The organism is Loktanella agnita (assembly GCF_046640325.1).
GTDB lineage: Bacteria > Pseudomonadota > Alphaproteobacteria > Rhodobacterales > Rhodobacteraceae > Yoonia > Yoonia agnita.
Map to the genome: position 1 here is coordinate 1 of NZ_JBJMBF010000015.1, position 18,626 is coordinate 18,626.

Annotated in this window: 25 protein-coding genes, 1 tRNA gene and 1 pseudogene; 11 read left to right on the forward strand and 16 right to left on the reverse strand. The window is 57.2% G+C overall.

Annotated features, from left to right (window positions below):
- The first annotated feature begins 225 nt into the window (after window positions 1-225).
- Complete coding sequence (locus tag ACJ5NV_RS15700) at window positions 226-639, forward strand: hypothetical protein (RefSeq protein WP_411645216.1); 414 nt, start codon at window positions 226-228, stop codon at window positions 637-639.
- A 267-nt stretch (window positions 640-906) separates the two neighbouring features.
- Here the strand turns inward: ACJ5NV_RS15700 and ACJ5NV_RS15705 are convergent, their stop codons facing one another.
- The 7 genes from ACJ5NV_RS15705 to ACJ5NV_RS15735 all read right to left on the reverse strand — a co-directional run bounded on the left by ACJ5NV_RS15705 (window position 907) and on the right by ACJ5NV_RS15735 (window position 5,368).
- Entirely contained in the window at window positions 907-1,050 is a 144-nt protein-coding gene (locus tag ACJ5NV_RS15705) for an entericidin A/B family lipoprotein (protein ID WP_411645218.1), read from the reverse strand.
- A gap of 98 nt (window positions 1,051-1,148) precedes the next feature.
- Window positions 1,149-1,628, reverse strand: a complete 480-nt coding sequence (locus ACJ5NV_RS15710; RefSeq protein ID WP_411645220.1) for an arsenate-mycothiol transferase ArsC — start codon at window positions 1,626-1,628, stop codon at window positions 1,149-1,151.
- 1 nt (window position 1,629) lies between these two features.
- Complete coding sequence (locus tag ACJ5NV_RS15715; protein WP_411645221.1) at window positions 1,630-2,109, reverse strand: UPF0262 family protein; 480 nt, start codon at window positions 2,107-2,109, stop codon at window positions 1,630-1,632.
- A complete protein-coding gene (gene hisD, locus ACJ5NV_RS15720) occupies window positions 2,106-3,416 on the reverse strand; it encodes a histidinol dehydrogenase (RefSeq protein WP_411645222.1) in 1,311 nt (436 codons plus the stop codon). The genes ACJ5NV_RS15715 and hisD overlap by 4 nt, the downstream gene beginning before the upstream one ends.
- 57 nt (window positions 3,417-3,473) lie before the next feature.
- Entirely contained in the window at window positions 3,474-3,953 is a 480-nt protein-coding gene (locus ACJ5NV_RS15725; RefSeq protein WP_411645224.1) for a DUF2948 family protein, read from the reverse strand.
- Entirely contained in the window at window positions 3,950-5,215 is a 1,266-nt protein-coding gene (gene murA, locus ACJ5NV_RS15730) for a UDP-N-acetylglucosamine 1-carboxyvinyltransferase (RefSeq protein WP_411645225.1), read from the reverse strand. Before murA ends, ACJ5NV_RS15725 begins: the two co-directional genes overlap by 4 nt.
- Before the next feature lie 6 nt (window positions 5,216-5,221).
- Entirely contained in the window at window positions 5,222-5,368 is a 147-nt protein-coding gene (locus ACJ5NV_RS15735) for a hypothetical protein (RefSeq protein ID WP_411645226.1), read from the reverse strand.
- A gap of 87 nt (window positions 5,369-5,455) precedes the next feature.
- Between ACJ5NV_RS15735 and ACJ5NV_RS15740 the strand changes: the two genes are divergently transcribed.
- Both ACJ5NV_RS15740 and ACJ5NV_RS15745 read left to right on the forward strand, forming a co-directional pair.
- A tRNA-Thr gene (locus ACJ5NV_RS15740) sits at window positions 5,456-5,530 on the forward strand.
- A gap of 435 nt (window positions 5,531-5,965) precedes the next feature.
- Window positions 5,966-6,139, forward strand: a complete 174-nt coding sequence (locus tag ACJ5NV_RS15745; protein WP_411645227.1) for a hypothetical protein — start codon at window positions 5,966-5,968, stop codon at window positions 6,137-6,139.
- 163 nt (window positions 6,140-6,302) lie between these two features.
- On the opposite strand, the gene ACJ5NV_RS15750 is transcribed toward ACJ5NV_RS15745, so the two are convergent.
- The gene (locus ACJ5NV_RS15750; protein WP_411645229.1) at window positions 6,303-6,512 is read right to left on the reverse strand and encodes a cold-shock protein; all 210 of its coding nucleotides are present in this window, start codon (window positions 6,510-6,512) and stop codon (window positions 6,303-6,305) included.
- Between the two features lie 172 nt (window positions 6,513-6,684).
- Between ACJ5NV_RS15750 and ACJ5NV_RS15755 the strand changes: the two genes are divergently transcribed.
- Both ACJ5NV_RS15755 and ACJ5NV_RS15760 read left to right on the forward strand, forming a co-directional pair.
- A complete protein-coding gene (locus tag ACJ5NV_RS15755; protein WP_411645231.1) occupies window positions 6,685-7,014 on the forward strand; it encodes an arsenate reductase family protein in 330 nt (109 codons plus the stop codon).
- A 45-nt stretch (window positions 7,015-7,059) separates the two neighbouring features.
- A complete protein-coding gene (locus ACJ5NV_RS15760) occupies window positions 7,060-7,428 on the forward strand; it encodes a hypothetical protein (protein WP_411645232.1) in 369 nt (122 codons plus the stop codon).
- Here the strand turns inward: ACJ5NV_RS15760 and ACJ5NV_RS15765 are convergent.
- From ACJ5NV_RS15765 to thrS, 5 genes are all read right to left on the reverse strand, one after another.
- A complete protein-coding gene (locus ACJ5NV_RS15765) occupies window positions 7,412-7,966 on the reverse strand; it encodes a DoxX family protein (RefSeq protein ID WP_411645233.1) in 555 nt (184 codons plus the stop codon). The genes ACJ5NV_RS15760 and ACJ5NV_RS15765 overlap by 17 nt on opposite strands.
- Window positions 7,963-8,715 carry an HvfC/BufC N-terminal domain-containing protein gene (locus tag ACJ5NV_RS15770; protein WP_411645234.1) on the reverse strand — a complete coding sequence of 251 codons (753 nt, stop codon included), beginning with the start codon at window positions 8,713-8,715 and terminating at the stop codon, window positions 7,963-7,965. Before ACJ5NV_RS15770 ends, ACJ5NV_RS15765 begins: the two co-directional genes overlap by 4 nt.
- A complete protein-coding gene (bufB, locus tag ACJ5NV_RS15775) occupies window positions 8,706-9,560 on the reverse strand; it encodes an MNIO family bufferin maturase (RefSeq protein ID WP_411645235.1) in 855 nt (284 codons plus the stop codon). Before bufB ends, ACJ5NV_RS15770 begins: the two co-directional genes overlap by 10 nt.
- 59 nt (window positions 9,561-9,619) lie before the next feature.
- Window positions 9,620-9,922 carry a BufA1 family periplasmic bufferin-type metallophore gene (locus tag ACJ5NV_RS15780; RefSeq protein ID WP_411645237.1) on the reverse strand — a complete coding sequence of 101 codons (303 nt, stop codon included), beginning with the start codon at window positions 9,920-9,922 and terminating at the stop codon, window positions 9,620-9,622.
- Window positions 9,923-10,157: 235 nt separating this feature from the next.
- Complete coding sequence (gene thrS, locus ACJ5NV_RS15785; protein ID WP_411645239.1) at window positions 10,158-12,104, reverse strand: threonine--tRNA ligase; 1,947 nt, start codon at window positions 12,102-12,104, stop codon at window positions 10,158-10,160.
- Window positions 12,105-12,307: 203 nt separating this feature from the next.
- Here thrS and ACJ5NV_RS15790 point away from each other — a divergent pair, with 203 nt between their 5' ends.
- The 3 genes from ACJ5NV_RS15790 (at window position 12,308) to ACJ5NV_RS15800 (ending at window position 14,724) form a co-directional block, all read left to right on the forward strand.
- Complete coding sequence (locus tag ACJ5NV_RS15790; RefSeq protein WP_411645240.1) at window positions 12,308-12,553, forward strand: hypothetical protein; 246 nt, start codon at window positions 12,308-12,310, stop codon at window positions 12,551-12,553.
- Between the two features lie 160 nt (window positions 12,554-12,713).
- A complete protein-coding gene (locus tag ACJ5NV_RS15795; protein WP_411645241.1) occupies window positions 12,714-13,988 on the forward strand; it encodes an MFS transporter in 1,275 nt (424 codons plus the stop codon).
- On the forward strand, window positions 13,981-14,724 hold the full coding sequence (locus ACJ5NV_RS15800; RefSeq protein ID WP_411645243.1) for an alpha/beta fold hydrolase: 744 nt from the start codon (window positions 13,981-13,983) through the stop codon (window positions 14,722-14,724). The genes ACJ5NV_RS15795 and ACJ5NV_RS15800 overlap by 8 nt, the downstream gene beginning before the upstream one ends.
- A 66-nt stretch (window positions 14,725-14,790) precedes the next feature.
- On the opposite strand, the gene trhA is transcribed toward ACJ5NV_RS15800, so the two are convergent.
- Window positions 14,791-15,429 carry a PAQR family membrane homeostasis protein TrhA gene (gene trhA / locus ACJ5NV_RS15805; RefSeq protein WP_411645245.1) on the reverse strand — a complete coding sequence of 213 codons (639 nt, stop codon included), beginning with the start codon at window positions 15,427-15,429 and terminating at the stop codon, window positions 14,791-14,793.
- 142 nt (window positions 15,430-15,571) lie between these two features.
- On the opposite strand from trhA, the gene ACJ5NV_RS15810 reads away from it, so the two are divergent.
- The 3 genes from ACJ5NV_RS15810 to ACJ5NV_RS15820 all read left to right on the forward strand — a co-directional run bounded on the left by ACJ5NV_RS15810 (window position 15,572) and on the right by ACJ5NV_RS15820 (window position 17,008).
- Window positions 15,572-15,931, forward strand: a complete 360-nt coding sequence (locus tag ACJ5NV_RS15810; protein WP_411645247.1) for a diacylglycerol kinase — start codon at window positions 15,572-15,574, stop codon at window positions 15,929-15,931.
- A gap of 89 nt (window positions 15,932-16,020) precedes the next feature.
- Complete coding sequence (locus ACJ5NV_RS15815; protein ID WP_411645249.1) at window positions 16,021-16,551, forward strand: tetratricopeptide repeat protein; 531 nt, start codon at window positions 16,021-16,023, stop codon at window positions 16,549-16,551.
- A 109-nt stretch (window positions 16,552-16,660) separates the two neighbouring features.
- On the forward strand, window positions 16,661-17,008 hold the full coding sequence (locus ACJ5NV_RS15820; protein ID WP_411645251.1) for a YigZ family protein: 348 nt from the start codon (window positions 16,661-16,663) through the stop codon (window positions 17,006-17,008).
- An 836-nt stretch (window positions 17,009-17,844) separates the two neighbouring features.
- Here the strand turns inward: ACJ5NV_RS15820 and ACJ5NV_RS15825 are convergent.
- Both ACJ5NV_RS15825 and ACJ5NV_RS15830 read right to left on the reverse strand, forming a co-directional pair.
- Window positions 17,845-18,396 (reverse strand): Panacea domain-containing protein, encoded by a 552-nt coding sequence (locus ACJ5NV_RS15825; protein ID WP_411645252.1) that lies wholly within the window; start codon window positions 18,394-18,396, stop codon window positions 17,845-17,847.
- Between the two features lie 74 nt (window positions 18,397-18,470).
- Window positions 18,471-18,626: pseudogene (locus ACJ5NV_RS15830) on the reverse strand (hypothetical protein); the annotation flags it as partial.

An 18,626-nucleotide genomic window follows, 5' to 3' on the forward strand; every position in this document is an offset into this window, starting at 1 on the left:
CGTCCGTGAACTTCGATGCTTTCATCGTCTTCGCTCCTTTCCAGCCAAAGGAAAATACGAGCGGAAAACTCTAACTACAAACGGCAGAAAAACCGGGTTTCAGAGCATAGTCAGGAATTACAGGCGCGAGTTTTCCGCTAGATATACAAGATATTTCTGTATTGCGCTTCTCGACTAATAACCGATCATGGCGGCTCGATTCGCTCATTTGATGGCGACAGCGTCATGGGGGTTTTTCGAGGGGATCGCCCTAACACCTCGGCGGTCAAAGCCGCTTTGAAATTAAAGTGGGCCGTCAATAATATTGTGTCTCCCAAGCTCACAGCGCAGTACCCTAATTCCAAGTATAAAATGAGATACACGGTAGGGATAGATTGTTCTGAGGTTTTGGTGGTACGTGGAGGTGTCCGCGATAGCAATGATCTTGCTTGGATAGGAAATGCTGCAAATATTGCAGCCAAGCTTAATACTCTCCCCAGTGAATATCCGACATGGATAACTCATCGAGTATATGAAAAAATGGCCGATGAAGCTAAATTTGGTGGCAATCCACGGCGACATATGTGGGAAAAGCGACCTTGGACCGCGATGGGCGATATGACGATTTATCGGTCCAATTGGCAGTGGTCATTCAAGTGATTCTAGTTGCCATGTTTAGCGGATCAATTGCCAAATGCTCCGCATTTGGCAGCGCCCGAACCGCCCCCACGGGGCGGGCGCTTCTCGCCCGGGGCTTCGCCCGCTCCGGTCTGAAACGATCCCCCGGATCGTTTCTCGTGCCAAAGGCACGATCGACCTTCACCCCCTCGGTTCTGGCGCGGCGTAGATTCTGAGCGGAGCGCTTGACCCCAACAAAAAAGACGGACCTCCCGGCCCGTCTTTCCCTAGTCCCCACCCATGAGTATATTAAAGGTCGTTTTGAACTTCTTGGCTGCCTTCGGTGACGGCGTCGCCGGCGTTAGAGATATCCTGACCCGCGCCCTGAACCGTTTCACAGGCTGTGATGCTGAATGCTGAAATAACCAAAACAAAGATTGATGCGATACGCATGGTAGTTCCTTTCATAGTCTCGTTGCTGGCGGGTCAACACGCGACTGGACGATGGGTTCCAAGATTCTTTTAAACAAAGCGCCGCAGCACAAAAGGCGTCAGCTCTTGCCCCCGGTTGCCGGGCCCCAGCGTTCAAGCAGCCGCGCCATGATCTGATCGCGGGCCTGCCGATAAAGCGCCAGACGCGCCTCGCGGTCATCGCCCAATCCCGTCGGGTCAAGGATCGGCCAGTATTCCACGTCCAGATGATAGAACTGGGTCAGATCAAGCGCGCGGCGCTGGCTCGCCGGGGACAGGGCCAGCACCAGATCAAAGGACGACAGGTCATCGCCCCATTGCTCCATTTCATCGAAAGACCGCGAGCGGTGCCGCGACAGCTCCACCCCGATTTCCTCGCAGACAGCGATAGAGAAACCGTCGATTTCCAGATCGTTCTTTACGCCCACGGACTGAATATAACATTTCGTCCCGTAAAGCTTTTTCATGATCGCCTCGGCCATCGGGGACCGGACAGAGTTATGGTCGCAGCAGAACAGGACCGATTGTGGAAGAGGCTGATATGTGCTGCCGTCCGCCAACTCAGCCCCCGAAATGCAGCACGCAGATCAGGGTGAACAGGCGGCGGGCCGTGTCGCTGTCGACCTCCGCCTTACCCTCCAACCGCTCCCGTAGCACGCGTGCACCTTCGTTGTGGATACCGCGCCGCGCCATGTCGATCGTTTCGATCTGGCTGGGGGGCAATGTCTTGACCGCGTCGAAATAGCTTTCGCATATCTGGAAATAGTCCTTCACCACCTGCCGGAACGGGCCGAGCGACAGGTGGAACTCTCCCGCCGGGGTTTCATCCTCTTGCGTGATGTCAAAGACCAGCCGCCGTTCACGGATCGACAGGGCCAGCCGGTAAGGGCCGTTGGCGACGCTGCGGTCCTCGCGCACAGGCAGGGCAAAGTGGTTGTCTTCCAGCAGGTCGAACATGGCGACCTTGCGCTCTTGCTCGATCTCTGGCGTGGGCGGGGGCAGGTTGCGGTCGTCGATTTCGATATGGGTGATCTTGCTCATGTGCCCCCCCGGTTCAACCGATCCAGTCTGGCGCGCACCGACAGCCCGTGCGCTTGCAGGCTTTCCGATTGCGCCAGCCGTTCGGCGGCAGGTCCGATGGCCGCCAGCGCCTCTGGCGTCATTCGGGACAGGGTGGTGCGTTTGACAAAATCCATCACTGACAGCCCGCTTGAAAACCGTGCCGACCGCGCAGTGGGCAGCACGTGGTTTGGTCCGCCAATGTAGTCGCCAATCGCTTCCGGAGTCCAACCCCCGATAAAGATCGCGCCAGCATGGGTGATCCGGGACGCAAGCGTGTCCGCATCCGCCGTGCAAAGCTCCAGGTGTTCCGGGGCGATCCGATCAGACAGGTCCACCGCCTGATCCATGTCTTGCACCGTGATCACCGCACCGAAATTCCGCCAGCTGACCCCGGCAATGGCCCGCCGCTCCAGCGTTTCCAACCGCTTGTCCACGGCCTGCGCCACAGCCTGCCCAAATGCCGCGTCATCAGTGATCAGGATCGACTGCGCGCTTTCATCATGTTCCGCCTGGCTCAGCAGATCAAGGGCTATCCAATCCGGGTTATTGTCCTTGTCCGCAATCACAAGAATTTCGGACGGACCGGCGATCATGTCGATCCCCACCTTGCCAAAAACACGACGCTTGGCAGCTGCGACAAAGGCATTGCCGGGGCCGGTGATCTTGTCCACCGGTGCAATTGTTTCGGTCCCATAGGCCAGCGCGGCAACCGCCTGCGCACCGCCGATGCGGTAAATTTCATCCACACCTGCAATCCGCGCGGCCAGCAACACCAGCGGGTTCACGACGCCATCCGGGGTGGGCACAACGATGGCGAGCCGATCTACACCTGCCACTTTGGCCGGGATCGCGTTCATCAGCACCGACGAGGGGTAAGACGCCAACCCGCCCGGTACATAAAGCCCCGCCGCAGATACCGGCGTCCAGCGCCAGCCAAGGGTTGCCCCGACCTCATCCGTCCATTGCGCATCCTCGGGCATCTGGCGGGCGTGATAGGCGCGGATACGCGCGGCGGCCAATTCCAGCGCGTCTTTGTCTTCCGCGCTGACCTTTGCACATGCTGCGTCAATCTCTGCGGTTGAAAAGCGCATGGTGGCGGGTGTCAGCGTCAGGCGGTCGAATTTCGCGGTCAGTTCCAGCACTGCCGCATCGCCACGGGCCCGCACATCGGCGATGATCTCAGCCACCACATGATCCACATCGGGGCTATCCTCGCGCTTGGCACCCAGAAGGGTGGTAAAGCGGTTTTCGAAATCAGCATCGGCGGTGGACATAAATTGCGGCATGGATCACTCCTTCTGGCGATCACATAGCCGGGCCGGGGGGCGGCATCAATGGGCGGCTCAGTCCGGATGCGAAGGTGTCTTGCCAGACGGGGCGACATAGGGACGCGTGACATCGCGCAGGATGACTTCCAGCGCTTCGACCTCCAGCGCAACGACGCCATCTCCAGCCAATGTCAGCTCCACCCGGCCCGTGCCATCCGAGCCGGGGTGGAACGCGATGGACAGCAGGGAGAACACCATATCTGGGTCGGATCTATCCACCCCAAGGCTTTGCACCTTCAGCACGTCTTCGAACGCCAATACCGCCTGCACCCGCTCCACCCCGCGTTTGCGCAGGGTTGCGTTGGGTGCATCTTCCCAGCGGAAACGGTTCAGCAACAGCGCAAACCGGCGGGCGCTCCGGTCCCAGCGCATTTCAACGGTTGGAAACACCGCATCCTGCACCAGCGCCGCGATCACCGCCAGATCATCGGCATCCAGCGCCTTAAGCCGCAGCGGGGCCTCGCGGCCATCCTCGAATCGTGCGTCTTCGGTCATTCGCTGACCCGTTCGACCTGGGCACCGATGGCGGCAAGTTTCTCTTCCACATGCTCGTAACCGCGATCCAGGTGATAGACGCGGCTGACTACGGTTTCGCCTTCGGCAGCCAAACCGGCCAAGATCAACGAGACAGAGGCGCGCAGATCGGTCGCCATGACGCGCGCACCCTTCAGGCGATCAACGCCGTGCACGGTGGCCGTGCCGCCATGTACCTCGATATTCGCGCCCATCCGGGTCAGTTCCGGCGCATGCATAAAGCGGTTTTCGAAAATCTTTTCCTCCAGCACCGATGTGCCCTCAGCAGTGCAAAGCATCGCCATCATCTGCGCTTGCAGATCGGTGGGAAAGCCGGGAAATACGGCCGTGGTTACATCCACTGCCTGCGCGCGACCATTTTTGCGGCTGACTTTGATGCCTGCATCGGTTTCCGTAACCTCGACACCTGTCGCTTGCAGCTTTTCAACGAAGGACCCCACAAGGTCGAGCCGCCCGCCAATGCATTCGATTTCACCACCCGCAAAGACCGGGGCCAGCATATAGGTGCCCAGCTCAATCCGGTCGGTGACAACCGGGTGGGTCGCAGCACCCAGCCTGTCAACACCGTCGATGGTGATCGTATCAGTGCCTTCGCCGTCGATCTGCGCGCCCATGCTGCGCAGACAACGGGCAAGGTCTACGATCTCTGGCTCGCGGGCCGCGTTTTCAATGACGGTAGTACCTTTGGCCAGCGTGGCCGCCATCAGCACGTTCTCGGTCGCGCCAACACTGGCAAACCGCAGCGGCACATGGCCACCTTTCAGGCCGCCTTTGGCCTCTGCATGCAGATAGCCGTCCTTCAATTCGATCTGCGCGCCAAGTGCTTCAAGCGCGGTCACGTGAATATCCATCGGACGGGCACCAATCGCGCAACCGCCGGGCAGAGAGACAACCGCCTTGTGATAGCGTGCCAACAGCGGACCCAGCACAAGGTTCGAGGCGCGCATCTTGCGCACGATCTCATAATCCGCCGTGGTCGAGGTCAAATCATGCGACGACAGGACCTGCACCTTGCCATCCTGTATCGACGTGACCTCCACGCCCAGCGATTGCAGCAAGGCGGTCATCGTCTTGATATCTGATAGGCGAGGGGCGTTTGTCAGCGTCAGCGGCTCGTCTGATAGCAATGTTACGGGCATCAGCGCCAGGGCGGCATTCTTGGCCCCTGCGATCTGTACCTTGCCATGCACGGGCGTGCCGCCCTTGACTACGATAGAATCCATGCCTGCCTACTCTTTCTTTTCTTTGGTATTAGACGCGCGGGCGCGGGCCTGCGCCTTGCGTTTGGCCATATTGGCCTTCAACGCGGCCTTCAGCCGATCATCGCGCGGTTTCGCTGCCGGCACCTTGTTCTGCTTGTCTTGGCTGTTGTTCATATAAGGGGTGTTAACAAGACACGCAAAAACCGTCCAGAGAGGGCTTGCGCCGATAGACGTTTAAGTCTAATTCCCCGCCACACAGTTGCTGCTGTAGCTCAGAGGTAGAGCACTCCCTTGGTAAGGGAGAGGTCGAGAGTTCGATTCTCTCCAGCAGCACCAGTTATCCATTAAATATTAGGGTCACGATATGATGCACGGGCATGCAGCCTGCGTATCTAAGTGAACGCCAGCGCTACGTGAATTTCGCGTGTTTTCCCTATGGCGTTTGACGACATAGCTGGGAAATGACGTATCAGATAACGCGCCCAAATCTATTATTTCAGGCAGCACTAGCTGATTCAGGTTTTGCGCATACCGCTTTTGGACAACTTTTCCTTTAACGATTCGTCAACCATACTTGTGCAATGTCATTTTACGGCATGGCTGCAAGGCGCGACTAACCACTCAGCTCCGAACGATCAGCGCTTTCATCCATGAAAGAAATGCAAATATCTTCATGACCCAATGTCAACGAGTGAAATGACGTAATGTTCCACCTCAACTTATCCGGGTGGATCGATAAAACGTGTTGAGAAATCTTTTCTGGGGACTGCAATGACCAATAAAAAGACAAAACCGCTTGCTTCCAAAGATATGAAACGCCGCGCCTTTCTACCGATCAAGACAGACCTCCTCGATCGGCTGACGCGCGAATGTGAACACCTCGCTGGTGGGGGGCATCCGGCAAGCCATCATTCAAAAGCTGATAGCAATAGACTGGCTGCTTGAACCGGCGGCCACAGCGGGCATGATCGGCAATCACTTGGTCAGCTCATGGCAAAGACGCTGCGACCTGCCCAAGCATTTCGATTTAATCCGGCATCACCCATCATGGGTTTTCGCCATCAGCGCAAATGCAATGGGTGATGCCTTAAGTTAAAATCGAAATGCTTTATTCAGGCTTCGACAGCTTTCCAGCCATCTTGCGCCCATCGCGTCCTTCGATCAGATCAAAAGTCACTTTCTGATCGTCGGCCAGCCCGGTCATTCCCGATTGTTCGACAGCTGAAATATGCACAAACACATCTGAACCTCCGTCGTCAGGTGCGATAAATCCATATCCTTTTGTGGTGTTGAACCATTTCACGGTGCCGCTTGGCATTGTCCGCTCTCCTTTTGTCGTGCCCACGGCGGGGCAGGGCAGGTTATGGGCCCCGCGACAAAGCGGTCTTCCCTTCTCCTTGAATTTCTAGCTTAGCAATTCTATGCAAAAAGCAAATGAAATATATGCGTAAAAGTTGAAAATATTTACCACAACTCAATCAAGAGGTATCATGCGCTTTTTCGGACTCAAATCCTGCGACACTTGTCGCAAAGCCCTTAAGGCACTTGGCGCGGCAGGTTACGCGCCGCAGATCATCGATGTACGTGCAGACGGTTTGACCGATACGGACCGCGCGCAGATCATTTCACAATTTGGTGATAAGGCGCTGAACAAGGCATCGACAACGTGGCGCGGCCTGTCAGAGGCTGAAAAAGAAGCCGATTCTGCCACACTGCTTGCCGCGCACCCAACCCTGATGAAACGCCCGGTGATTGATCGCGACGGCACATGGACCATCGGCTGGAAACCTGACGTGCAGGCCCGTTATCTTGGCGATTGAGCTTGGGCTTCCTATGTCTGTAACCAGTTCAGGAGGACCACCATCATGCGCAACGCGGCATCTTTACTTGGTATTATTGGCGGGTTGATCGGGATTATCGTTGGCCTGTTCGGCTATGGGTTTACCCAATTGTCCGCGCAGCACACCGAATTGGCGGGTCTTTTCGATCTGTTCGAAAACCCCGGCTATATCCGCTTTGCCAGTTTCGTCGCGCCGCTTCTGGCCATAGCCGGGGGTGCTATGGCGAAAGCCCGTGCGCTCTGGGGCGGGATCTTATTGCTTGGGGCCGCGGGGCTTTTCTACACGGCCTTTGGGTTCAATGTGTGGACCATGTTCCCCATCGGCTTTGCCGGGCTGGCGGGGCTGCTGGCCCTCGCCGCGGGCAAGCCGGATGAACCTATGGCGCATTTTTGAAAAGCGCCCGGTCCAGCGACAAAAGGCCCGGCCCTTTGAACAAAAGGATCAGAAGGCAAAGCACCCAGAACGCGCGTTGATCCAAAATCAGCGCATCCGGCATCCGGTCGAACCACGCCCCCAGCGTGGCTTCATGTGCGATGCCGCCATGGCCATACAGATCGGTCAGGGACTGTACTGTGACAAACCCGATCATGCCCAGTGCGGCAAGTCGCGTCAGCAGCCCGATGACGATCAGCAAAGGCAGCACAAATTCCGCAACCGTGCCACCGACCACCACGGCCCAATGAAACATGTTCAGCTGCGACGTGTCATACCCGGCGGCTTCCATCGTCTTGGGAAAGATCTGCACATAGGCTCCGGAGGATGGTGTCAGAATGCCAAAGATGCCATCGTCCAGCTTGGTCAGCCCGGAATTCCAGAAATAAAGCAGCAGCACCGCCGCAAATACAAACCGGGCCAGTAATGGCAGCAATTGGTCACCAGCGCGGTTCAGGCGCGCGGCGACGGGCGCAAGCGGGGAAACGAATAATGTCATGATGAAGCCTTTTGATGAATGCCAGTCACGGCACCGTTGGTCAGAAGCAGGCCCAGTGTTGCGCTCAGATCAAGCGTGTCGCCTGCGGTGCCGATGGCCTGCTCCAATGTATGCCCTTGCAACAAAGCGGCGATGAAAGCGGTAGCGCTTGCGTTGATCAGGTGAATTTCAGGATCAAATTGCAACCGTGTGATCAGCACCGTTTCGGCCTGCATCACAGGCTTCGGCGCGTCACTGTGGGTGTTCGCACGGTAGATGCCATGTATTGGATAATCTGACCGCAGCAGCCGCACGGACGGTGCAAGGCGCAGGCAGGTATTGTTCAACGCCTCCGGCGTCAGCGCGGCCAGAACAGCTGCATCTGCGGCTGTTGCATCCGCCGCATGATAGGCGGTCCGCAACGCGAGCTCTAATCGGGCGATATCAGACAAATAGGGCAGGGATTGGGCTGGGGCAAAACCGCGCAGGAACTCCGGCATCGCTTCGCCATAGAACATCATCAACGGCGATTTCGGCGGATGCTGGCGCAGGTAAACCCCTGCCATCGCGCGGAAAAACCGGTCGCCTACAAGCTTGCGCAAAACCGGAAAGCCAGTCTCCAGCGCATCCGACAGTCCCACAGCTACATTGTTGCGATAGACGTTGAACCGCTTGTCCGCCTGCACCCCATCCGGGTTGACCAACCCCTGTGGCACCTGCGCCTCTGGATCAAGCATACTGGCGGTAAAGGCGGCGGCCGTTACCCGCATGTCGTCTCCAACGCCGTATGGGCGCGGGTCGCCTCTTTGCGCAGTTCCGACCAGTCGGGCACGTCATTATCCCATTCGATCAGGATCGGCTTCGGGCCGGATCGGGCCAGCGTCTCATCCAGCAACGCCCAAACCGGATCGACGACGGGCTTGCCGTGACTGTCGATCAACAGAGGCGCGCCGGTTTCGTCTTCATCCTCATCATGACCGCCCAGATGGATCTCGAAGACCGAGTCCAGCGGGAAATCAGCGATATATGCATGGGGAGAGGTCTTGAGATTGGTCGCGCTGACAAAGACATTATTCACATCCAGCAGCAGACCGCAGCCGGTACGCCGGGTCAGTGCGCGCAGGAAATCAGTCTCGGACATCGTCGATTCCACAAAGGCAAGATAGCTGGACGGGTTTTCCAACAGCACCTGTCGGCCCACTACCTCTTGCACCTGATCAATATGCGTGGCGACACGGTCCAGCGTGGCGGCGGTGTAGGGCATGGGCAGCAGATCATTAAAGAAATGACTGTCGTGGGTCGACCAGGCCAGATGTTCGGAAAAGCTGGCGGGGTTCAGCCAGCCCAGCAGATGTTTCAGTCGGGCAAGGTGATCTGCATCCAGATCGGCCTCTCCGCCAATCGACAGGCCAACGCCATGCACTGAAATCGGAAAACGTTCGGCCAGATGACGCAACTGCGCGATGGGGCGACCACCATCGCCCATGTAATTTTCGGCATGGATTTCCAGCCAGGCCACCGGGCCCGGATCATCCATGATGTCACTGTAATGCTGCGGTTTATATCCGACGCCGGGGCGTGGTGGCAAAGATGTGGAACGCGTTTCGTCAAACATGCGGCACCCCATTTGATTGGTCGTAAGGTGGGTCTTGACCCACCTTACCAGAGTTTTGCTTACGCGGGCAGGTCGCGCTCCAAAGCTTCCAAAGAGCCCATACGCTCTGTCCCGTCAGCCATCGCGGGCAGTTCCATGCTTTCGCAGGTGCCTTCAGGGACAAGCGACCAGGCGTTGCCTTGATAGTCGACGGTGGACGTACCTGCACAAGTGGTGCCAGCACCGGCAGCGCAGTCATTTTCACCGGCCAGAGACACGCCATAGCATTTCACATCAGCGGCAGCGGCGGTTGTGGCTGTCAGACCGGTGATGGCTGTGGCGACGGCGCTTGCAAGGGCGAGCGATTTGGCAGTGTTGGACATGAGAACTTCCTTCCATTGAGGTTCAGAAATGTTTTTTCACCGTCTCCGGCGATGACAAAACCATAGATGCCAATTGCGCGCTGTCGCCACTCACAGGCCCGTGCATCGCGATTCCGTGAGGTCGTGTGAGCAGCGAAGGGGTTGCGACAGGCCGCCGCAGCTGTCGTGCTGGCAAAAAAAGAACCCGCCACGCGGCTGCGTGACGGGTTTTGTTACAACTTGCAGAGCGTCTTTGTTACAAAAGATCGGGTGGCGTCGCGTCGCGGGCCAGCGTTGTAACAATTTCATCCAGCGACATGACGGCTGTCTGCTTTTCGCCAAGCCGCCGGACGGTGGCCGTACGCTCTTCGACCTCGCGCGCGCCAAGGGCGAGAATGACCGGCACTTTGCCGACAGAGTGTTCACGGACCTTGTAGTTTATCTTTTCATTCCGCAGATCCGCCTCGGCCCGGATCCCCTGCGCACGAAGCGCGGCGACGACTTCGCTGGCATAGTCATCCGCGTCAGAAATAATTGTCGCGACAACCACCTGCCGTGGGGCCAGCCAGAACGGCAGCTTGCCTGCGTGTTCTTCGATCAAGATACCAACAAACCGTTCGAAGCTGCCCAGAACGGCGCGGTGCAACATGACGGGTTGGTGTTTTTCACCGTCCTTGGCAATATAGCTTGCGTCCAGACGGTCCGGCAGGTTGGGGTCCACCTGCAACGTCCCACACTGCCATTCCCGCCCGATGGCATCGGTCAGGGTGAATTCCAGTTTCGGACCATAAAACGCGCCTTCACCGGGCAGGGTTTCAAATTCATAGCCCGCGGCATTGCACGCATCGCCCAGTGCCGCTTCGACCCGATCCCAGCTTTCTTCTGACCCGATCCGCTTTTCAGGGCGGGTGGACAGTTTGATCGTCCAGTTATGAAAGCCAAGATCATCATAGACCGAGGCAAGAAGCTTAATAAATTTCTCTGTCTCCGCGACGATCTGATCGTCGGTACAGAAGATATGGCCGTCATCCTGCGTAAAGCCACGCACCCGCATGATGCCGTGCAAAGCACCCGATGGTTCGTAGCGGTTACACGACCCGAATTCCGCCATCCGCAATGGCAAGTCCCGGTATGATTTCAAACCTTGGTTAAAAATCTGTACATGGCACGGGCAGTTCATCGGTTTCAGCGCGTTGACCGTCTTTTCGCGGGCGTGTTCTTCGTCAACTTCGACGATGAACATATGATCCTGATAATTGTCCCAATGGCCTGATTTTTCCCAGAGCACGCGGTTGACCACCTGCGGCGTGTTCACCTCTACATAGCCGTCAGCGCGCTGCTTGCGGCGCACATAATCTTGCAATTGCGTGTAGATCGTCCAGCCGTTCGGGTGCCAGAAAATCTGACCGGGGGCCTCTTCCTGCATGTGATACAGGTCCATCTCGCGGCCCAGTTTCCGGTGGTCACGCTTGGCGGCTTCTTCCAGCATATTCAGATGCTTGCGCAGGTCTTCCTTGTTGCGGAAGGCCACGCCATAGATCCGCTGCAACATGGCGCGGTTGCTATCGCCGCGCCAATAGGCACCCGCGATGGACATCAGTTTGAAACCATCCGCAGGCACCTGCCCGGTGTTCTGTAGATGCGGCCCACGGCACAGATCCTGCCAGTCGCCATGCCAATACATGCGCAGCGGCTCATCGCCGGGGATGCTTTCGATCAGCTCTACTTTATAGGGCTCGCCCCGGTCCTTGTAATATTGGATCGCCTTGGGCCGGTCCCAGATTTCGGTGCGGACGTCGTCACGGGCGTTGATGATTTCTTTCATCTTCTTTTCGATCAGGGCGAGGTCTTCGGGAACAAAAGGTTCTTTCCGATCAAAATCATAATACCAGCCGTCCTTGATCACCGGACCGATTGTGACCTGTGTGTCTGGCCAGATTTCCTGCACGGCGCGGGCCATGATGTGGGCCAGATCGTGGCGGACCAGTTCCAGCGCTGGTGCGTCATCTTTCATCGTATTGATTGCAATCGACGAATCCGCATCAATCGGCCATTGCAGATCCCAGTGCTGTCCGTTCACGGTCGCGCTGATCGCCTTTTTGCGCAGGCTGGATGAAATATCGGCAGCAACTTCGGCAGCGGTGATCCCGGCTGCATAGTCGCGGCTGTTACCATCAGGAAAAGTCAGGGAAATCTGGGCCATTTTCGGCTCCTCGTCAGTTTGGCGCCCACGGAACGCCCGGTTGCGGGTTATATGTGCGCCGTACATGCCGGGATGCGATCCGTTGGTCAAGATACTGTCTCTGGCTCATGTTTTATATGAACCCAATTGCGTTGACTGCGACGCTCAGGCTGCTAAATCCGACATACGTTTCCGATGGGAAACCTATCTACGGGGGATGCCATATGCCGCGCTACAATCGCCAGTTCGACCTGAACACTGACGATCTGGATCTGATCGAAGAGGCACTGCGCGCCCGTGGCCGCGAACTTTCTCAGACGCGCCTGTCCCTATCCGCAGAGAACCCCGCCCATATGGAATCGATCCGCGTGATCGAGCGTGACCAGCGCGCTGGTGAAGCGTTGCTGGGCCGTTTGCACGATCAGAAGATTTTTTACCGGCCCAAGGCAGCAGGTTACGTCGGCGGCTGAACGCGGCAAAACGGCGGTCAGATTTGGGTCGGACAAGCGTCGGAATTCCGTCGGACACGCTGGGACGCTGCTTTTGCGAAATGTTCATACGCAGCACGTACAACGGCCATCATTGACCACGCGCATCCCGCCCTAAATAACAACGGGCAGGAGACGCCCGATGAATGACAGCACGACAGAACAGATTTTTGATGCGGTGACCGAAGCGCGGGATGGGGAAAGCGACCTGCCGCAAAAAGCGCAGAACGCCGAACCGGGCAGCTTTCTGCGCCATGCCCTGTCGCTCGGCGCCAGCAAGATCGCAGACGGTCTGATTGATCCCAAACTGGTACTCAGCTGGCTTCTGACCCATTTGGGCGCGGGCACGTTTTGGGCCGGCCTCTTGGTGCCAGTGCGCGAGGCGGGCGCGCTATTGCCGCAACTTTTCATCACACCCTTCATCAGCCGCGCCACGATCCGCAAATGGTTCTGGGCCGGGGGCGCGTTTGTGCAGGGGTTAAGCGCCGCAGGGATCGCGCTGGCAGCACTGACGCTGGAAGGCGGGATTGCCGGGGCGGTTATCGTGGCGCTGCTGGCCGTATTGGCGCTGGCCCGGTCCGTCTGTTCGGCAAGTTACAAGGACATTTTGGGCAAAACCGTCGACAAGACGCGCCGGGGCACCGCGACGGGATTTGCCAGTTCTGCCGCAGCGGTCGGGGTGATCGGCTTCGCGCTGTTGCTAATGACTGGGCTGGGTAACCGCTATGTTATTGTCGAAGCCGCGATCTTGCTGGCGGCGGGGCTCTGGGTATTGGCGGCGGTTGTGTTTTCGACCTTAAAAGAGGTGCCCTCAGAAGACACCAAAGACACAGGCGGTTTGGCCCCTTTTTCGCTGCTGCGCGAGCATCCGCAGCTGACACGGTTTATTGTTACCCGTGCATTGCTTGTCGGCACGGCGCTGGCACCGCCCTATCTGGTGATGTTGCAACCAGATGGGGCCTTTGCCGCACTAGGGGCGCTGGTGCTGGCCTCGGCCATTGCGTCGCTGCTGTCATCTTATGTTTGGGGGCGGCTGTCTGACCGTTCATCGCGGCGGGTGCTGCAATTGTCCGGACTGGCAGGCGGCGTGGTACTGGCGGCACTTGTGATGACACACTGGCTTGGGTTTTCAGATGTCCCCGGCGTGATCCCGGTAATGCTGTTCGGTCTGATGACCGCCTATCACGGCGTACGGCAAGGACGGTCAACCCATCTGGTCGATATGGCGGGCCCGGATGAGCGGGCCAGTTTTACCGCCCTGTCCAACACCATCGTCGGCCTTGTACTGATGGGGGCAGGGGCAGGTTTTGCCGGGCTGGCCGCGCTCAGCGTGCCGCTGGTTCTTGGTCTTTTCGCCGCCATGTGTTTTGGTGCGGCTGCAATGGCAACGGGCTTGGACGACGTACAGAATGACTGACTATCTGAACACACCACAGGGCAGGCGCATCGCCTATCATCTGACCGATGGCACCGGGCCCGCAGTGGTGTTTTGCGGCGGCTTCAAATCGGACATGCAGGGGACCAAGGCCGTATATCTGGAAGATTGGGCGCGCAAATCGGGCCGCGCCTTTCTACGGTTTGACTATTCCGGTCACGGCGAAAGCGATGGAGCCTTCACCGACGGCTGCATAGGTGATTGGTTTGAGGATTGCTGTGCGGCGCTGGGCTTGCTGGCGGGCAAACTTGTATTGGTCGGTTCGTCCATGGGTGGCTGGATTTCCTTGCAAGTGGCGCGCGCGATGCCGGAACGTATGGCCGGTCTGGTGACCATCGCCGCCGCCCCGGACTTTACCGAAGACAGCATGTGGGCCGGGTTTTCCGATGCGCAAAAGGCCGAAATTCACAGTGCGGGGCAGGTAGCGCTGCCCTCTGAGTATGGTGAACCCTACATCATCACGAAGAAGCTGATCGAAGAAGGGCGTGACCGGTTGGTGCTGCGCGATCCGCTGCCGCTGCCCTTTCCGGTGCGCTTCCTGCAAGGGACGGCGGATGCGGATGTGGATATGTCCGTCGCGCTACGTTTGTTGGAACACGCGGAGGGACCGGATATGCGTCTGACACTGGTTGACGGTGCGGATCATCGGTTTTCAGACGAGACCTGCCTGAGCCTGATCACAAATTCGGTCGAAGAGGTTCTGGGGCGGGTGGGTTAAAACCCACCTTACGACGCGGCGCTGTAGTGTGCAGAGGCTGGCAGGACGTCTATCAGACACCCGTTGTCAGGCTATATGTCCCGTCCCAAGCGCGATGGCCGCGAAGAAACAAGCCGAGGCAGCAACGACGAACCCATGCCAGATTGCGTTGGAAAACCGCATCTTTTCCGCCGCATAAAAAATCACCCCTGTTGTGTAAAGCAACCCGCCCGCGCCCATCAGGATCATGGCGGCGCGCGGCACAATGGGCCAGAGCGACCAGATCAGCGCGACGCTGAGCCAGCCCATGATCAGATAAAGCGCGGGGCCGAACTGCCCTGGCGTACGCCAGAAAAATAGCTTCAGCACCATACCGATTACTGCCAGCCCCCAAACAACGCCAAGGATCGTGTAGGCAAAGGCGCTGCCGATCATGACCACAAGCGGTGTATAAGTGCCTGCAATTTTCAGATAGATCGCCGCGTGGTCAAAGCGGCGCAGGATCGGGCGGGCGGCTTCCCATGGGGTCATGTGATACATGGCCGAGGCGACGAATGTGGCGATCAGCGTCGCCCCGTAAATCGCGACCCCGGCCATTTGCCCGGGGCTTGTCAGGCCCCCGGCCCAGACCATCAGGATGATCGCGCCGGTGATTGCCCCGATCACGCCAATCGCATGCATGATCCCGTCGGCAATACGCTCTGGCACGGAATAGTCGGGATACATGGGCATTCTCCTTTTCGCGATGACAAGGATAGTCTGCTGCGGCACCCGGTCAATTCTGCCGTTGGGTCACGGGCATCTTGGAAGATCGCAAAATCTGGGTCACTCTTCGCCAAAGCACCTATTCGATAAAGGATAATAAAATATGTGGCAGCAGGTGATGCGCGTGAAACAGCGGGCGATTTGGTCGTGGGAGGGGTTTATGCATGTGGCCCGCACCGAAGGGTCGTTGCGCCAGTGGCTGGTGGCGAATGTGGTTTTTGCAGTCTTTGCATGGGTGCTACCGATCACGGCGGGTGAACGGGGGATGTTGATCATGGGCGGGATTTTGGTACTTGCTGCGGAATGCCTGAATACGGCGATTGAGCGGGTGGTGGACGACGTTGGCACAGAGCGGCGCGATGCGGCCAAACAGGCGAAGGATAGCGGCTCTGCCGCTGTGGCGGTTACGGCTATGGCCGTGGGGGCTGCATGGCTCTGTGTGATTGTTGGACTATGGCGATAATACGCTGCGACAGGCTACGTTGTGTGATCGCCCTTTCTTTTGTTCTGGCGCGGCCTATCATTTGAAATCTGAATTGATGGAGTAAAACCATGCGATTGACCTTGTTTGCCCTTGCCTTTGTCCCCGTGACGGCCTTTGCCGCCGGAAGTAGCGACCCGGAGCCGCCGAAACCTTCGGAGACGACCCAAAACTGTGCCGAGGGGCTGGTATGGGATCTGGCCACGCAAAGCTGCATGACGCCGGAAGACAGCACCAATGATGACAACGCCCGGCTGAAGGATATCCGCGAGTTGGCCTATGCGGGGCAATATCGAGCGGCGCTGGACGTGCTGGACAGCCTTGATGATCCCGATGCGCCTATGGCATTGGTTTATTACGGTTTTGCCCACCGCAAGGCAGGTCAGGTTGATTTGGGGATGGCCTATTATGCGGCGGCGCTGAGCGCTGATCCGGATAATCTGCTGGCGCGATCCTATAAAGGTCAGGCACATGTGCAAGCCGGGGATATGGTGCAGGCCCAGGCAGAGCTGACCGAAATCAGAATGCGCGGCGGGCGTGATGGCTGGGCAGAGATGTCGCTGGCCAATGCGATTGCGACCGGGCAGGGCGCGACCTACTGATCCGGCGTGTCGTAGGACACTTGCAGGAAATGAAGGCATCGGGGAGCAATGTTGCTCCCCTTTTCTTTGCGCCTTGTTGGGATATGCGTGCTGATGTTACGGGCAGCCCATGAAGATTATCACCAATGCTGTCATAGATCGCGGTTCGAAATACGCGGTGTCGGGCGGGCCTTGCGGGTCGGCTGACGCGGCGCGTGATTTCATTAAGGTGCTCTGCCGCAATAAGAAATTTGCAAAGGCCACCCATAATACTTGGGGTCTGCTTTTGCCGTTGGGGCCGCTGAAAAATGACGATGGCGAAAGTGGCGCGGGGATGGTGATTGTGCGGATGCTGGAGCGCGCAGAGTTGCAAAATCATATCATCGTGGTGACGCGCTGGTATGGCGGCAAGCACCTGGGCGGTGATCGGTTCCGCCATGTACAGGATTGCGTGCGCGTGTATCTTGACGCGCTCTGAGCCTATCGGAATTGCATCGGACTTTCGTCGGACTTGTATGAAATGTAGAGGCCCCGGATCAGGTCCGGGGCTGCGTGGCACTGTGAGGTGAGCTGCGTCTTGGAAAAGGTCCAGTGGAGCTTTTCAGCGGTGAACGCGCGGAGCGCAGGGGGTGCGGAGCCCCGTCACATGCGGCGTGGAACACAAGGTATTCTCTGAGCGAGAGCAAAGACCGATGGGCGTTTTTTGCATAACATCAGGGGAGCGTCTGGACCTCGGGGTGGGTGCGAAGCGCCCTCACCATGGGGGAGGTCCGGGCGCTGCCCGGCGGATATTGAAATGCTGAATTTTCTCTGCTTCAGGTCAAAGGCAAACTGCTTTAAAGCGTTATGCAAAAAACCTGAATCAGCTAAGGCTGCCTGAAATCATAGATTTCAACGCGTTAGCTGATACGTCATGTCTCAGGCATTTCGTCAAACGCTATAGACAATGAAATCCATGACCCATGGCTCTACGAAGTCTGAGCGTTGGATGCCAACGACTATGCGTTCAAGTAGCTCCTTTGACACGTCAGGTTTCCGAATGTATGAGCCGTTTTCCATGCAGGATATTATCTTGGAAGAGCTGCGCTGCTGGATGTGTCTATAGTGCGCAAAGCTGTCCTTCTTGACGAACTCATGCTCTCCAGCGGAAATTTCACAAGTCGGATCAAAGTACACACCCGGTTTCTTGGACGAAATTGGAACCAAGATACGCATGTCTGGCTCCGCCTTTTTCTCGGAGCAGACAATAAAAAGATGCAGGAAATCGCTTGGACCGGACGGTATAAGAAAAGATGTTCCAGTCTTTAGCAATGCTCAACAGCTAGCTTCAAGCATTTGAGCCTTTTCTCGATAAGCATGTACTGCTTCGGATAGCAGCTCTGCGTGTTCTTTGCCGAGAAATTTAAACACTCTATCGTGGGGTATTGGTTTAGATGAGCCGTGGGGGTTTTCCCACTCGCGGCAGTTTGTATGGGTCCAGTCACGCAGTTGGTACTGAGACATCTCGCCAAATGAATCCCAAAGATCCTCGAGAATTCGCAAATCAGCTTTTGAAAGCTCATTTAAGCTTTCCAATGTCAGACCTTCCGCAGCTTTGATCTCATACCCAGTCCGGCCAGCAATGTAAGCATCCCAATCGGTGCTTTGCGTCAAGCCGTTCACTTGATTAAGTGCGATAGATGTTACTGGGCCATGATCCATTGATACCAGCCGGTCAAAGAACATCGGTTCGTCGAACCGATTCATTGACTCACGTTCCGCCAGATACAACAGTTTTGCCAGCTTCAACACGTTGATGCTGCCTTGCTCTTTTATAGCGAAGTAAGCGGCAACTTGCGCCGCCTTACGTTCTTTGTAACCGTACATGCTGGTCTTCGCCTTTCGTTATTAAGTTCACATATAGCGCATTTGTTAACATTTCTCCAGTGCCCTGTATTTTATCATGGTGTTTTGTTGCCTAATGTAGGTGTCGACCCCCACAAATCATACTCCCCCGCCTCCTCAACCTCCACACGGACAACATCCCCCACGGCCAGCCCCTCTGCCCCCTCATCAATCAACAGGTTCCCATCAACCTCTGGTGCATCTGCCCAGGT

What these genes read in the sequence shown, in the direction of transcription:
- ACJ5NV_RS15750 (WP_411645229.1), bottom strand. Translation starts at nt 6,512, where the DNA reads ATGCCAAGCGGCACCGTGAAATGGTTCAACACCACAAAAGGATATGGA.
- ACJ5NV_RS15825 (WP_411645252.1), bottom strand. Translation starts at nt 18,396, where the DNA reads ATGTACGGTTACAAAGAACGTAAGGCGGCGCAAGTTGCCGCTTACTTC.
- ACJ5NV_RS15790 (WP_411645240.1), top strand. Translation starts at nt 12,308, where the DNA reads ATGCCGCGCTACAATCGCCAGTTCGACCTGAACACTGACGATCTGGAT.
- ACJ5NV_RS15815 (WP_411645249.1), top strand. Translation starts at nt 16,021, where the DNA reads ATGCGATTGACCTTGTTTGCCCTTGCCTTTGTCCCCGTGACGGCCTTT.
- trhA (WP_411645245.1), bottom strand. Translation starts at nt 15,429, where the DNA reads ATGTATCCCGACTATTCCGTGCCAGAGCGTATTGCCGACGGGATCATG.
- bufB (WP_411645235.1), bottom strand. Translation starts at nt 9,560, where the DNA reads ATGTTTGACGAAACGCGTTCCACATCTTTGCCACCACGCCCCGGCGTC.
- ACJ5NV_RS15725 (WP_411645224.1), bottom strand. Translation starts at nt 3,953, where the DNA reads ATGACCGAAGACGCACGATTCGAGGATGGCCGCGAGGCCCCGCTGCGG.
- ACJ5NV_RS15705 (WP_411645218.1), bottom strand. Translation starts at nt 1,050, where the DNA reads ATGCGTATCGCATCAATCTTTGTTTTGGTTATTTCAGCATTCAGCATC.
- ACJ5NV_RS15820 (WP_411645251.1), top strand. Translation starts at nt 16,661, where the DNA reads ATGAAGATTATCACCAATGCTGTCATAGATCGCGGTTCGAAATACGCG.
- thrS (WP_411645239.1), bottom strand. Translation starts at nt 12,104, where the DNA reads ATGGCCCAGATTTCCCTGACTTTTCCTGATGGTAACAGCCGCGACTAT.
- ACJ5NV_RS15760 (WP_411645232.1), top strand. Translation starts at nt 7,060, where the DNA reads ATGCGCAACGCGGCATCTTTACTTGGTATTATTGGCGGGTTGATCGGG.
- ACJ5NV_RS15795 (WP_411645241.1), top strand. Translation starts at nt 12,714, where the DNA reads ATGAATGACAGCACGACAGAACAGATTTTTGATGCGGTGACCGAAGCG.
- ACJ5NV_RS15780 (WP_411645237.1), bottom strand. Translation starts at nt 9,922, where the DNA reads ATGTCCAACACTGCCAAATCGCTCGCCCTTGCAAGCGCCGTCGCCACA.
- murA (WP_411645225.1), bottom strand. Translation starts at nt 5,215, where the DNA reads ATGGATTCTATCGTAGTCAAGGGCGGCACGCCCGTGCATGGCAAGGTA.
- hisD (WP_411645222.1), bottom strand. Translation starts at nt 3,416, where the DNA reads ATGCCGCAATTTATGTCCACCGCCGATGCTGATTTCGAAAACCGCTTT.
- ACJ5NV_RS15745 (WP_411645227.1), top strand. Translation starts at nt 5,966, where the DNA reads ATGACCAATAAAAAGACAAAACCGCTTGCTTCCAAAGATATGAAACGC.
- ACJ5NV_RS15735 (WP_411645226.1), bottom strand. Translation starts at nt 5,368, where the DNA reads ATGAACAACAGCCAAGACAAGCAGAACAAGGTGCCGGCAGCGAAACCG.
- ACJ5NV_RS15715 (WP_411645221.1), bottom strand. Translation starts at nt 2,109, where the DNA reads ATGAGCAAGATCACCCATATCGAAATCGACGACCGCAACCTGCCCCCG.
- ACJ5NV_RS15800 (WP_411645243.1), top strand. Translation starts at nt 13,981, where the DNA reads ATGACTGACTATCTGAACACACCACAGGGCAGGCGCATCGCCTATCAT.
- ACJ5NV_RS15765 (WP_411645233.1), bottom strand. Translation starts at nt 7,966, where the DNA reads ATGACATTATTCGTTTCCCCGCTTGCGCCCGTCGCCGCGCGCCTGAAC.
- ACJ5NV_RS15700 (WP_411645216.1), top strand. Translation starts at nt 226, where the DNA reads ATGGGGGTTTTTCGAGGGGATCGCCCTAACACCTCGGCGGTCAAAGCC.
- ACJ5NV_RS15755 (WP_411645231.1), top strand. Translation starts at nt 6,685, where the DNA reads ATGCGCTTTTTCGGACTCAAATCCTGCGACACTTGTCGCAAAGCCCTT.
- ACJ5NV_RS15810 (WP_411645247.1), top strand. Translation starts at nt 15,572, where the DNA reads ATGTGGCAGCAGGTGATGCGCGTGAAACAGCGGGCGATTTGGTCGTGG.
- ACJ5NV_RS15770 (WP_411645234.1), bottom strand. Translation starts at nt 8,715, where the DNA reads ATGCGGGTAACGGCCGCCGCCTTTACCGCCAGTATGCTTGATCCAGAG.